The organism is Methylobacterium sp. (genome assembly GCF_019745455.1).
In the GTDB taxonomy this organism is placed as follows: Bacteria; Pseudomonadota; Alphaproteobacteria; order Rhizobiales; family Beijerinckiaceae; genus Methylobacterium.
Genome location: NZ_JAIETD010000058.1, coordinates 1 through 12,046 on the forward strand (window position 1 = coordinate 1; position 12,046 = coordinate 12,046).

Genomic DNA, 12,046 nt, shown 5'->3' on the forward strand with positions numbered 1-12,046 from the left:
GCATGGCCCGATGGCCACCCCAATCCCCGCCAAAGCGGTCCTCGAATTTACACCTCGTCCGCGGACGCTACCGATCGAGACGCTCCTGGTGCCCTCAAAGGCCAGGCCTGTTCCGCATTGAGGTAGCCCCGGTGGGCCAGCACCGTGAGCGTGGCGTATCCCATCGCCTTTTGTGCCGGGAGTCCCATCGCCGCGACCTGCGCATGGTCGCTGCCGAGGGTGGTCACGGCATGCGCTACGCGGAGGTGATGCTCGGCATCCACCGCCGCCTGGACGTACCATGCTGGCACCCTTGCCGCCGGTCGCCATGGAGCGCGCGTCGGGATCTCTGAGCGAGACCTGGCTGTCGGGTGCGGCCTCGACCCGCCGGCTCGTTGCCTGGAGAACCTGCATCTGTTCGCGCAGGCCTGTGATTGCCACACGAAGCCGCTCCGTGCGTGCTTCGGCGATGTTGCTCGGGTCGCGGTCGGCCCGGTCCGCGCCGCGAGGTAAGGGCCGATGCCGGCCTCGACCTGAGTCAGCCGGGCTTCGAGCGGAGCGGCTGTAAAGTTCTTGTCGCGGTTGTTCACCGCCTCGAACTTCGAGCCGTCGATCGCGACGGCGGCCTTGCTGAACGGGCTCAGCTGGCGTCACAGCACCACGAACTGCGCGCAGGCGGCCCGGATGGCTGGGCCATCGTCCTTGCGGAAGTCGACCAGCGTCTTGAAGTCGGGCATCAGTCGGCACGTGAGCCAGATCAGCCCGACGTCGCGCTGGCTCTCGCGCTCAAGCGACGGCTCGATGGCACCGCACCTGCGAAGCCGAGTGCAGTCAGATCGAGCTCGTCGACGAACGCCTCGACGAGACGCACCGGATTGTCTGCGGCGAAGTCGTCATACGGGCAACCGAGGAGGAGCGTGATCTGAGTGCGCTCCTCGCCTGTGAAGAAGCGCTTCATCCTGACCTCCCCGGATTGGGATTTACGCAACCAGGTCAGACCGTCTTCACCTATCGGGTTCTCACTTTGGGACAAACGGGAATCGCGTGCGGCGGGAGTTGTCCGGATCGACCACTCGGCATCCATCGCTCGGAACAATCCGGATCCGCGTCTTCCTGGGTTGGAGGAGTGCTGCGCCGAGCGTAGAGAGCGGCTTTCCCTGTATGAGCGATGAGTGAGCGATGCCGAACCTGAGTATCGAGGCGGCCGAGGCCGTTGCAGTCGAGACCCTGGTCCGTTGCGGCACCGCGCCGGGCGCCGCCATGAGCGTCGCACGGGCTCTCGTGGGGGCGGAAGCCGACGGCCTCAAGACTCATGGCCTGATGCGTCTCATCGCCTATGGCGAGCAGGTCAAGGCCGGCAAGGTGGTCGGTACGGCGACCGTCTCGGCGGAGCGGCCTCGGCCGGGATTGCTCGCGATCGATGCCGCCTATGGCTTCGCCTACCCGGCCCTCGACCACGCGGTCGCGGTGCTTCCCGCCATTGCGAGGGAGCAAGGCATCGCCGCCGCGGCGATCCGGCGGTCGCACCATTGCGGGGCTGCCGGACGCTCGGTCGAGGTCCTGGCTGATCAAGGCCTCGTTGCCATCCTGTTTGCCAACGCGCCCGCATCGATGGCGCCCTGGGGCGGCACGCGGCCGGTCTTCGGCACCAATCCCATCGCATTCGCCTGCCCCCTCCCCGGTCATGCGCCGATCGTGGTCGACCTGTCGCTCTCGAAGGTGGCCCGCGGCAACATCATCGCGGCCAAGCAGCGCGGCGAGCCGATCCCGGAAGGCTGGGCCCTCGACGCAGCGGGCAACCCAACCACCGACGCCGCCGCTGCGCTCGACGGCACGATGGTGCCGCTCGGCGATGCCAAGGGGACCGCGCTGGCGCTGATGGTCGAGCTTCTAGCGGCTGGACTCACCGGCGCGCGCTTTGCCGGCGAGGCCTCCTCCTTCCTCGATGCGGTGGGCGATCCGCCCGGCACCGGGCAGCTCATTCTCGCCATTGATGTCAGTGCCTTCGCGGGCAATGCCACCGAACGGTTCGGGCTTCTCGCCCGCTCGATCGAGGAACAGGACGGGGCGCGTCTGCCCGGCGCGCGGCGCTTCGCCCTCCGGGCCCGCGCCGCCAGCAAAGGGATCGCCGTTCCCGACGCGTTGATGGCACAGATCGAGGGGCTTTGACCTCCCTCCCATCCGACAGGTGACCTCATGGCTGCGCGCCACTTCCCCACCCCCTGGATCGCCGTCGAGACCGAGAGCGGCTTCCGGATCGAAGATGCCGACGGCGCCGAGATCGCGTCGACGCGGTTCGGCGAGGGCGAGGCTCCTTCGCCGATGAGCCGCGAGGAGGCGCATCGGATCGCCAAGGCGGTCGCGATGATCCCGGAGATGCGCACCATCATCAAGACGTTGCAGGAGGGGCTGGCGGAGGCCGAGGACGAGGCTCCCCCGGCCTGAGACGCGTCAGCCGAAACGCGCCAGGGCGAAGGGTGCGAGATCGATCTCCGTCCCGCCGGTCGTCACGAGTTCGGCGATCGTCCGCCCGACGCCGGCCGAGTGCTTGAAACCGTGGCCCGAACAGGCCGAGACGACGAGAACCCGGTCGTTGGCGGGATGGCGGTCGATGATGAAGCCTCGGTCCGGCGTCACGGTGTAGAGGCACGCTGCGGCATCGACGACCCGCGCCGTGGCGCCCGCGATCCGGCCCTCGACGTGGCGGTGATACATCGCGGCGGATTCCTCCGGCCTGACCACCTTATCGAGCGCGTCGGCGCTGGTACTTTGCTCGTATTGCTCGGTGGCGACCTTGAGCTTGTGCTCGCTCGGCATCGGCGGGAAACCGTAGAGGTAGTCGGCATCGGCGGCGCCGTGCATCCAGATGAAGGCGGGAGCGTCGGAGGGGTAGGCCGAGAGATCGTCGAGGGCGTACCAGTGGAGAAGCTGGCGCCGTACCGTCAGCAGGCGGTCGAAGGGAGCGCCCAGAAGCGTCGCGGTCCAAGCCCCGGCCGAGACGATGGCCCGCTCGGCCCGGACCTCTCCGGTCGAGGTCGTGACGACGACGCAGTCCCCGTCCTCAGCGATCGCCAGGACTTCGGCGCCGGTGCGGATTCGCGCGCCGAGTTCGGCAGCCCGGCGGAGCTGGGCCGCAATGCAGCGTTCGGGGCGTACATAGCCGCCGCCGGGCTCGTAATAGGCGGTCTCGTCGCCCTTCAGGCCGAGGAATTGCGGAAAGCGCCGCCGGACTTCCGCTCCGTCGAGCACCTCATGGGGGATGTCGAAGGTCCTGGCGCCGGAGATCGAGGTGGCGACGAAATCGGGCTTGCCGTGATGCGAGGCGCCGCCGGCCGGCGCCATCACCAGGACGCCGCAGGCATTGAGCAGATCCTCGCCGGTCTCCGCTTCGAGCTCGCGCCAGATCCGGTGCGAGGCGAGGACGAAGGGGATGTAGGCGCCGCCCTCCCCCACCGCCTGGCGGGTGATACGGCTCTCGCCGTGGCTCGATCCGTTTGTATGGGGCGGCGCGAACCGGTCGAGCCCGATGACCGAGGCGCCGCTCCTGGCGAGCTGGTACAGGACGGCGCTCCCCATCGCGCCGAGACCCACCACCACGACATCCGCCCGCTCGCTCATCGCCCGTCGTTCCTCCGCACCGATTTGTTCCGTCGCCGACCCATGATCCATGCCATAGACCGCGGCCGATGACTCGCCTGGATCGCCCTGTTTCCGCACCGATGATGCCGCGGCCCCATCAGGTCGCGGCGAGCCACGCCATCCTGGCGGCACGACAAGCGGGCCGGAAGGGCTTTCTCCTCGGCGATATGACGGGGCTGGGCAAGACGCTCTCGGTCTGGAGTGCCCTTGCCGCCATGTCGGAACCCGAGGTGCTGATCGTCTGCCCCAAGGGCGCGATGCCGCAATGGCGGCACACCATCGCCCGCGCAGGGCTGGCGCCGAAATCCGTCACGCTGCTCAATTACGAGCGCACCAAGTCGCTGATGGCGGCGCCTGCCGCCAGCACGAGGCGATCGACGCGGGCGAAGAACAACGAGCTCGCCAAGCACGGCGCCTTGAAGCGGGCCTGGCCGCTCGTGGTGTTCGACGAGAGCCACCGCCTGCGCAACCCCTATGCCCAGCAGAGCCTCGTCTGCCGGCACCTCGCCGACGAGGCGGCCTTCACGGTCTATATGAGCGCCACGGCGGGACAGGAACCGCACGAATTGTCCTATCTCGGCGACCTGCTCGGCGAGTCCGTCGGCATGCCGACGACGTCGCTCGCCGAGTTCCGCCTTCTGATGCAGCATCTCAAGATCGGCCGCGCCAAGGGGCGCTGGGTGAACTGGTCGTGGCAGTCCAATGCGAGGGACTGCGCCGTTATGGCGGAGCTGCTCTATACCGGACCACGCGCCATCGGACTGCGACGGCGGCCCGGCGACATCGCCGGCTGGCCGGAGGTGCAGCGCGAACTCGTCCCGACGGCTCTGGGACGCGATGAGCGCCGCCTCTACGACGCAACGTGGCGGGAATTCCGCAAGGAATGGGGCCTTGCCGGCGGCAGCACGCGCCGTCCGGCCGGGTGGGCGGCGGATCTTCGCTTCCGCCAGAAGGCGAGCCTGATCCGCGTCGCCGGCAGTGCGGATTTCGCAGAGCTTCTTCTCGACGATGGCCAGCAGGTGGCGGTCTCGGTCGCCTTCCTGGAGACCGGCGCCGCCCTCGTGGCGGCCTTCGAGACGCGCGGCTGGCGCGCCGGCGCCATCGACGGCACCCGTCCGGCCGAGGCGAACGAAGCGACCCGACTTGCCTTCCAGAGGGGCGAGCTCGATGTCGTCGTGTTCACGGTGACCGAATCGATCTCGCTGCACAGCCAAGAGCATGAAGGCGGCGAGCGGCCCCGCAGCCTCGTGATCCACGATTTGCGCCACAGCGCGATCCAGCTCGCCCAGATCGAAGGCCGCTGCCATCGGGACGGTCAGGCCGCGACGGTATTCTACGCCTTCGCCGAGGACACGGTGGAAGAGGCGATCGGATCGACGGTCATGCGCCGGATGAGCGCCATGGAAGCCATGGCCGGGGAAGATACCGCGATGCTCGACGCCATCGTGGCGTGCCTCGACGACGAGATCACGGCCGATCAGGGCCTCACGGCGGGCGTCTCGATCGGCAGCGGCGCGGCGCGGCTCATCAAGTAGAGTTCGAGATCTAGAGCCTCCGAAGAGCCGGCGGCGAAGGGCTCTGCCCGCATGCCGGTCATGCAGTTGCGAAGGCGTCGCTGCACCGAACCGAGCCCCTGCCATTCGAGCCGATAGAGAGGGTAGCCATTGGGATGGCCCTGCGGGATCGTCGCCGCCCCGAGCTTGTGGCCGTGGTTGTCGTCGTGACAGGCGGCACATGTGAGGCCGAGCTGCCCCATGCGGGCAGTGAAGAGAGCGCGTCCCCGCTCCCGCGCCGCACCCAGTCGGGGATCCGGCACGGGGGTGATCGGCAGTCCCCGCGACTGGGTAGCGACGTAGGCCATCACGGCAAGGAGTTCGCGGCTCTCCTGGGCGTACGGCGCTTCACTCTGATTGTCGGTGCGGCAGCGATTGATCCGCGTCTCAAGATCGATGGGGCCTCCACTCCGCTCGTCGAAGGCGGGATATCGCGCCGCGACGCCGCGCATGGCTTGAGTGGCATCGCCATGGCAGCCGGCGCAGGCGAGTTTTGCCTGGGACGGCACCTTCTCCCACAGGTCGGCGCCATCCTGGACCCAAAGCATGCCGGGATTGGTCGTATCGTCCCGCTGCATCGCCTGGGTTTCGGCGCCCATCGTGTCGTAGCCGGAACGGCGCTCGGCGGGCGGGATCTCGGTTGCGGAGGCGGTCGTCATGATGCCAACGAGCAGCCATGCCCCGAACGCTACCTCGGCGCCCTTCCCCGGACGGGTGGAGCGATCGTGATCAGGATGCGAAACCGCGTCCTCATTCCGGGGCGCCGAAGGCGAACCCAGAATCCATAGCCGCCGACGGCGCCAAATTAAGAGAGCGCGGCGACGATGGATTCCGGGTTCTGCTGCGCAGCCCCGGAACGACGCGAGGTTGATGATGAGCGCCATGCCGGACATCATCAACCGAAATTCTGTCTTCCTGCGAAGTGCTGGAACTTTCTGAGCCCACCCCACGCTCATGCCACATTCAACGTCGCGGTCTCGGTCTGGTCGAAACCGTTGTCGCCGCGCCAGGTGAAGGTGAGCGTTCCGGTGCGCTCGGCCTTGAGCGTGAAGCTCACATACGGGTTTGCGGCCGTCGCCGGAAACATCTCGGCGCGAAACACCTCCTCGCCGTCGTAAGCGCAGACGAACTCCGTGAGGATGTCGCGCGGCTTGATCCGGCCGTCGGCGCCCGGCCGGAACCCAGTCTCCATCGGATGCGAGATCAGGGTCTTGATCGTGACAACCTCGCCCGGCTTGGCGGATTTCGGCACGTTGATGAGCGTGCGGGCCATCGGGTCAGCCCTCCAGGCAGGCAGCGAGAGTCACGATCGCCTCGGCGCTCGTCGACCAGTAGCGCCCGTCGCTGGTCTCCGCGATGGCGGTGATGCGCTGCGTATCGGCAAGCCGGATGCGGGTCGTCACCGCCGCGCGGCCAGAGCGCGGCCCAAGATGGATCGTGACGACGTTCGGCTGCGGATTCTTGTCGTTGAAGACGGCGATGCGGCGGATGTGGTCCTGCGGCGTCATCGGGCTCTCCACCGTCACCGTGATGGTCACGGCGTTGCCGTTCTCGACGAGGGCCGGCAGGTCGAGATGGATCGGCCCGGAACCGATCGCGGCATCTCCGGCAAAGCGACGAATGGCGTCTGCCGTGCTTTCGGTGCGGATCGCCGCCGCCGCCGGGACGGGACGCCATGCCACCATGACGACGAGGCCCGCCCCCGCGGCGAGAAGGTCGCGCCGGTTCGTCATCCCGGCCGTTTCGCGCATCACGGTCTTGACCCTTCCGTCTGTCCGTCGCGGAGGGTCGCCAGATAGGCGACCACGTCCTCGATGTCCTGTGCCTCGAGCACCGGCTTCCCCCGCCAGGGTGTGCCGACGCGGGCGGTGCCCTCGATCCTGTAATAGGAGGGCATGATCGTGTCGGGGTTCAAGGCCCTGGCATCGACGAGCCGCAGACGCAACGCGCCCACCGACCAGCGGCTCCCCGCCCCGGCGAGGTCCGGCCCGATATCACCGTGGAACCGCTCCTCCGGGATCGGCCCAGCATGGCAGAGCAGGCACAGCCCCTTGGTCCGATCCGCGACGATCGCCCGGCCGCGTACGGCATCGCCGGGCGTGTCGGTGAGAGAAGCCGGGATGCCGTCGCCGACGATCGTGAACGGCCGGAGCGGCGGCCCTGCGGCTGCGAGGGATGCCGACGCCGCGAGGCAGCAAAGGAATGCTGTTGTCAGAACAAGGCGCGCGTATCCACTCCCCCCACGGATCTCGGGCTTGCCCGAGATCCGCACTTTGGTGGCCAAGTCGGGCAAGCCCGACTTGGAATGGGGGAGGGTGGCCTGCGAAGCGGGTCGGGAGAGGGGAGCACCGCCTTGTCCGATGGGGTCGCGATCCCCTCTCCCGCCCGGCATCCGCCGGGCACCCTCCCCCGCAAAGGGGGGAGGGTTTCGGTTCAGGCCCCTCACCCGAAGACCTGCTGGGTGATCGTGCGATACCAATCGGCGGCGTAGAGCGCCTCCTGCTCGCGGAGCGAGGCCGGGGCGTCGAGGGGGCTGGTGCCGCCGGCGCCTTCGATATCGGCGAGGACGCCGTTGGCCGGATGGTACACCCCGGCGACCGAGATGCCGTAGCCGGGCGCGACGAGGCTGTAGCAGGTGTTGATGAGCTTCGGCTCCTGCGGCGCCCGGCCGGCCAGAAGATCGATGACCGCCTGAGCGCAGACCTTGGCCTGCGCATTGGCCGAGAACGCAGATTTCGGCATAGCCCCGGCGATGGCCGCGTCGCCGATGACGTGGATGCCCGGCACCAGCTTCGACTCGAACGTCACCGGATCGATCGGGCACCAGCCGGAGCGGTCGGCGACGCCCGCGGTCGCCGCGATCCGGCCCGCGCGCTGGGGCGGGATGATGCAGGCGACATCTGCCTTGTAGTCGGAGAAGTCGGTGCGCACGGTCATCGTCCCCGGCTCCACCGCCGAGATCTGGCCGCCCGAGGCCAGCGGCACGTATTCGAGCTGATCGGGGTAGAGCGCGGCCCAGGCGGATTGAAACAGCTTCTGCTTCGAGAACGTGTCCTTGGCGTCGAGCACGATGAGCTTCGCCCGCTTCTTACGGGTCTTGAGCACATGCGCGATCAGGCTGGCACGCTCGTAGGGGCCGGGCGGGCAACGATAGGGATTGCCCGGCACCGACAGCACGACCGTGCCGCCCTCCGGCATCGCGTCGAGCTGACGCTTGAGGAGTTCGGTCTGCGTCCCTGCCTTCCAGGCATGCGGCATGAGCTCGGCCGCAGCCTCGTCGTAGCCGGGGATCGCGTCGAAGCGCAGTTCGATGCCGGGCGAGAGGATCAGGCGGTCGTAGGGCAGCGTGTCGCCTCCCGCGAGGGTGACCCGGCGCCCGGCCGGATTGATGCCGATGGCCGATGCATGGACGACCGGGATACCGGCTCGCGCGAGACCGTCATATCCAAAACGCTGCGCCGTCATCGGCTGCAGCCCGGCAATGACCTCGTTGCTGTGGGGGCACGAGACGTAGGTCGGGTTCGCCTCGACGAGCGTCACGTCGAGCCCTCCCACATGCAACGCCCGCGCGGCGGTGGCCCCACCGAACCCGCCGCCGATCACCACGACCTTAGGTGAAGATTGAGCGAGGCTCGGCCGCGGAAAGGCGAGAGCGGCTGTTCCGGCAGCGAGGAAGTGGCGCCGAGTTGGATTGGTCATCGAACGAATCGAGACAGCTGAGCGAGTTCCCCTCTCCCCGCCGCGCGGGGAGAGGGGATGCCTTCGAGCGCACCACCCATCACTGCGCCTTCCGATTGGCGAGATACACCGCGATCGCCCGGCTCTCCTCGTCCGAAAAGCCCTTGGCGATGCGGGTCATGACGGATGCCGGCCTCGTGCCTGACCGGTACTCGGCCATGGCAGCGGCGATCTCCGCCTCCGGCCTGCCATCGATCACCGCCATCGCCGCGCCGTCGCCGTGGCAGCCCGAGCAGGACGACGCGCCGGGCGGCGGGCGCAAATCGGCGGCCGAGACCGGCAAAGCGGTCCCGGCCATGACGATCAGAAACAGGGCAGCGTGCCTCACGCCTGGCGCAGGTCCGTGTTCTTCACCGGCATCTGCCGCACGCGCTTGCCCGTGGCCGCGAAGATCGCGTTGAGCACCGCGGGCGCCGCTACCGCGATGGTCGGCTCGCCGACGCCGCCCCAGAAACCGCCCGAGGGCATGATGATGCTCTCGACCACCGGCATCTCGTCGAGGCGCATCACCGGGTAGGTGTCGAAATTCGTCTGCTCGATCCGACCGTCCTTGACGGTGCATTCCTGATAGAGCGCCGCCGACAGGCCGTAGACGAAGGAGCCGCCGATCTGGGCCTCGATCTGCTGCGGGTTCAGGGCATGGCCGCAATCGGTCGCCGCCACGATGCGATGGACCTTGACCTTGCCGTCATCGACGGAGACCTCGGCTACCGCCGCCACGTAGGAGCCGAAGCCCATCATCTGCGCAAGGCCGCGATGGATGCCCGCGGCGGGCTTCGTGTCCCAGCCGGCCTTGTCGGCCGCCGCCTGCAGCACCGCGCGGTGCTTGGGATGATTGCCCATCAGCTTCAGCCGGAACGCGAGCGGATCCTGGCCCGCCGCATGGGCGAGCTCGTCCATGAAGCATTCGAGGTAGATCGCGTTGGGGTTCATGTTCACCCCGCGCCAGAACCCCGGCAGGATGTGCGGGTTGCGCATGGCGTGGTCGACGAGGATGTTCGGGATCGCGTAGCCGATCGCGGCCTCCGGCCCCGACGGGTTCAGGCCCTGGAACACCACCGGGTCCTTGCCGTCCACCATCCGGTTCGGCGCCACCGAGGCGAGGATCGACTGCCCCGAGATGCGCATGTGCAGCCCGGTGAGGTTGCCCTTGTCGTCGAGGGAGGCCCGCATCCGGCACTGGGTCACAGGGTGGTAGCGCCCGTGGAGCATGTCCTCCTCGCGGGTCCAGATCATCTTGACAGGCGTGCCCGGCATCTCCTTGGCGATCGTCACCGCCTGCCGGAGCCAGTCATGGGTCGCGCCGCGGCGCCCGAAGCCCCCGCCGAGATGGATCTTGTGGACGTCGCATTTCGTCGCCGACAGGCCCGCTGCCTCGGCGACGGCCGCCAGAGCCGCCTCGCCGTTCTGCGTCGGCGCCCATGCCTCGCAGCGCTCGGGCGTCCACACCACGGTGGCGTTCATCGGCTCCATGGTGGCGTGATTCTGGAACGGAACACCGTAGGTCGCCTCCACGACCTTGGCCGCGCCCTTCAGAGCCCCTTCGACGTCGCCGCCCTTGTTGCCGATATAAGCTTCCTTGGCATCCAGCCCCTCGGCCAGCATCGCGGCGATGTCGGCGCTCGACACCTTGCCGTTCGGTCCGTCGTCCCAGACGATCGGCAGGGCGTCGAGGGCGGTCTTGGCCCTCCAGAAGGTGTCGGCGATCACGGCGACGCCGCTGTCGCCGACCTGGACGACCTTCTTCACGCCGGGCATGCCCTCGACCGCCTTGGCGTCGAAGCTCTTCACGGTACCGCCCGTCACCGGACAATCCTTGACGGCGGCGTTGAGCATGCCGGGCAAGGTCAGGTCGATGCCGTAGATCTGGCTGCCGTCGACCTTCTCCAGCGTATCGAGCCGCTTCAGCGGCTTGCCGGCGATCGTCCAATCCTTCGGGTCCTTGAGGACGATGTCCTTCGGAGGCGTGATCTTGGCGGCCTCGCCGGCCACGGCACCGTAGGTGGTGGTGCGGCCGGTGGCGGCATGGGTGATCGTGCCCCTCTCGACGCGGCACTCGGCGGCGGGCACGCCCCAGTCCTTGGCCGCGGCCTCGACCAGCATCATACGGGCAGCGGCCCCGCCCTTGCGGACGTATTCGTGTGACTCGCGGATGCCGCGGCTGCCGCCGGTTCCGAAATCGCCCCAGACCCGGCCGCGCGCCACATTCTGGCCCGGCGTCGGGTATTCCGTGACGACCTTGTTCCAGTCGCAGCCGAGTTCCTCGGCGACGAGTTGGGCGAGGCCGGTCAGGGTCCCCTGCCCCATCTCCGAACGGGCGATCCGGATCACGACGGTTTCGTCGGGCCGGATCACCACCCAGGCATTGACCTCGGGGGGCAGGCTCGCGGCGCCCTGTGCCGCCGCCTCCTCGGCGAAGGGAATCCGGAAGCCGAGGCTGAAGCCCCCGGCGATGGCCGCCGCGCCCGCAAGGAAGCCGCGGCGCGATGAGGCGGCGAGAGGATGTGTCTGGGCTGTCATGGTCACCTCACTCAACCGCGGCCGGTCTCGCCGCCCTGGGCAGCGAGCTGGATGCCGGCGAGAACCCGCGAATAGGTGCCGCAGCGGCAGATATTGGTGATCTCGGAGCGAATCTCGGCCTCGCTCGGATGCGGGTTCTGAGCGAGGAGGGCGGCCGAGGCCATGATCATGCCCGTCTGGCAGAAGCCGCATTGCGGCACGTCGAGCGCCGCCCAGGCCTTCTGCACCGGATGCGACCGATCGGGCGACAGTCCCTCGATCGTGACGATCTTCTGATCGGGCGTCACGCTCGACACCGGCATCGAGCAGGACCGGACGGCGACTCCATCGATATGGACCGTGCAGGCGCCGCATTGCGCGATGCCGCATCCGTACTTGGTCCCCGTGAGCCCAGCCTGCTCACGGATGACCCAGAGCAGCGGCGTATCGGGCTCTGCATCGACCTCGCGAACGGCCCCGTTGAGATTCAACCGGATCATGCGGTGTCCTCGTGCTCTGCTCATCTAACGGGCGGATCGCTGGTATCAAATGGACCAGTCGAGGCGTTTGGCAACATCGCAGGACGTCGCGGTAACGCTTTCGGGCCTTAAGATCGCGTGAGTCCAAGGTTTCCCACG

Annotated in this window: 12 protein-coding genes and 1 pseudogene; 3 read left to right on the forward strand and 10 right to left on the reverse strand. The window is 68.3% G+C overall.

Features of this window, described 5'->3' with window-relative positions; translation table 11 throughout:
• Positions 1-107: 107 nt before the first annotated feature.
• Positions 108-937 (reverse strand): annotated as a pseudogene (locus tag K2Y56_RS13915) (IS5/IS1182 family transposase); the annotation flags it as partial.
• Positions 938-1,158: 221 nt separating this feature from the next.
• Between K2Y56_RS13915 and K2Y56_RS13920 the strand changes: the two are divergent.
• A complete protein-coding gene (locus K2Y56_RS13920) occupies positions 1,159-2,148 on the forward strand; it encodes an Ldh family oxidoreductase (protein ID WP_292508371.1) in 990 nt (329 codons plus the stop codon).
• 27 nt (positions 2,149-2,175) lie between these two features.
• Positions 2,176-2,424 carry a hypothetical protein gene (locus tag K2Y56_RS13925; RefSeq protein WP_292508373.1) on the forward strand — a complete coding sequence of 83 codons (249 nt, stop codon included), beginning with the start codon at positions 2,176-2,178 and terminating at the stop codon, positions 2,422-2,424.
• Positions 2,425-2,430: 6 nt separating this feature from the next.
• On the opposite strand, the gene solA is transcribed toward K2Y56_RS13925, so the two are convergent.
• A complete protein-coding gene (gene solA / locus K2Y56_RS13930) occupies positions 2,431-3,597 on the reverse strand; it encodes an N-methyl-L-tryptophan oxidase (protein WP_292508376.1) in 1,167 nt (388 codons plus the stop codon).
• Between the two features lie 68 nt (positions 3,598-3,665).
• On the opposite strand from solA, the gene K2Y56_RS13935 reads away from it, so the two are divergent.
• Positions 3,666-5,153: a DEAD/DEAH box helicase gene (locus K2Y56_RS13935; RefSeq protein ID WP_292508379.1), complete on the forward strand. Its 1,488-nt coding sequence runs from the start codon at positions 3,666-3,668 to the stop codon at positions 5,151-5,153.
• On the opposite strand, the gene soxA is transcribed toward K2Y56_RS13935, so the two are convergent.
• The 8 genes from soxA to K2Y56_RS13975 all read right to left on the reverse strand — a co-directional run bounded on the left by soxA (position 5,096) and on the right by K2Y56_RS13975 (position 11,908).
• Positions 5,096-5,830: a sulfur oxidation c-type cytochrome SoxA gene (soxA, locus tag K2Y56_RS13940; RefSeq protein ID WP_292508382.1), complete on the reverse strand. Its 735-nt coding sequence runs from the start codon at positions 5,828-5,830 to the stop codon at positions 5,096-5,098. The genes K2Y56_RS13935 and soxA overlap by 58 nt on opposite strands.
• A gap of 293 nt (positions 5,831-6,123) precedes the next feature.
• Positions 6,124-6,444, reverse strand: a complete 321-nt coding sequence (gene soxZ, locus K2Y56_RS13945) for a thiosulfate oxidation carrier complex protein SoxZ (RefSeq protein ID WP_292508385.1) — start codon at positions 6,442-6,444, stop codon at positions 6,124-6,126.
• Between the two features lie 4 nt (positions 6,445-6,448).
• Complete coding sequence (locus K2Y56_RS13950) at positions 6,449-6,922, reverse strand: SoxY-related AACIE arm protein (RefSeq protein WP_292508387.1); 474 nt, start codon at positions 6,920-6,922, stop codon at positions 6,449-6,451.
• Positions 6,922-7,308: a sulfur oxidation c-type cytochrome SoxX gene (soxX, locus tag K2Y56_RS13955; RefSeq protein ID WP_292508560.1), complete on the reverse strand. Its 387-nt coding sequence runs from the start codon at positions 7,306-7,308 to the stop codon at positions 6,922-6,924. Before soxX ends, K2Y56_RS13950 begins: the two co-directional genes overlap by 1 nt.
• A 305-nt stretch (positions 7,309-7,613) precedes the next feature.
• Entirely contained in the window at positions 7,614-8,870 is a 1,257-nt protein-coding gene (locus K2Y56_RS13960; RefSeq protein ID WP_292508390.1) for an NAD(P)/FAD-dependent oxidoreductase, read from the reverse strand.
• A 79-nt stretch (positions 8,871-8,949) separates the two neighbouring features.
• Positions 8,950-9,237, reverse strand: a complete 288-nt coding sequence (locus K2Y56_RS13965) for a cytochrome C (RefSeq protein ID WP_366848804.1) — start codon at positions 9,235-9,237, stop codon at positions 8,950-8,952.
• Positions 9,234-11,429 carry a molybdopterin cofactor-binding domain-containing protein gene (locus K2Y56_RS13970; RefSeq protein ID WP_292508393.1) on the reverse strand — a complete coding sequence of 732 codons (2,196 nt, stop codon included), beginning with the start codon at positions 11,427-11,429 and terminating at the stop codon, positions 9,234-9,236. The genes K2Y56_RS13965 and K2Y56_RS13970 overlap by 4 nt, the downstream gene beginning before the upstream one ends.
• A gap of 11 nt (positions 11,430-11,440) precedes the next feature.
• Positions 11,441-11,908, reverse strand: a complete 468-nt coding sequence (locus K2Y56_RS13975; RefSeq protein ID WP_292508395.1) for a (2Fe-2S)-binding protein — start codon at positions 11,906-11,908, stop codon at positions 11,441-11,443.
• Positions 11,909-12,046 lie beyond the last annotated feature (138 nt).

Excerpts from the sequence above, each read along its gene's own strand:
- K2Y56_RS13920 (WP_292508371.1), top strand. The coding sequence starts at position 1,159 with ATGCCGAACCTGAGTATCGAGGCGGCCGAGGCCGTTGCAGTCGAGACC.
- K2Y56_RS13925 (WP_292508373.1), top strand. The coding sequence starts at position 2,176 with ATGGCTGCGCGCCACTTCCCCACCCCCTGGATCGCCGTCGAGACCGAG.
- solA (WP_292508376.1), bottom strand. The coding sequence starts at position 3,597 with ATGAGCGAGCGGGCGGATGTCGTGGTGGTGGGTCTCGGCGCGATGGGG.
- K2Y56_RS13935 (WP_292508379.1), top strand. The coding sequence starts at position 3,666 with ATGACTCGCCTGGATCGCCCTGTTTCCGCACCGATGATGCCGCGGCCC.
- soxA (WP_292508382.1), bottom strand. The coding sequence starts at position 5,830 with ATGACGACCGCCTCCGCAACCGAGATCCCGCCCGCCGAGCGCCGTTCC.
- soxZ (WP_292508385.1), bottom strand. The coding sequence starts at position 6,444 with ATGGCCCGCACGCTCATCAACGTGCCGAAATCCGCCAAGCCGGGCGAG.
- K2Y56_RS13950 (WP_292508387.1), bottom strand. The coding sequence starts at position 6,922 with ATGCGCGAAACGGCCGGGATGACGAACCGGCGCGACCTTCTCGCCGCG.
- K2Y56_RS13960 (WP_292508390.1), bottom strand. The coding sequence starts at position 8,870 with ATGACCAATCCAACTCGGCGCCACTTCCTCGCTGCCGGAACAGCCGCT.
- K2Y56_RS13970 (WP_292508393.1), bottom strand. The coding sequence starts at position 11,429 with ATGACAGCCCAGACACATCCTCTCGCCGCCTCATCGCGCCGCGGCTTC.
- K2Y56_RS13975 (WP_292508395.1), bottom strand. The coding sequence starts at position 11,908 with ATGATCCGGTTGAATCTCAACGGGGCCGTTCGCGAGGTCGATGCAGAG.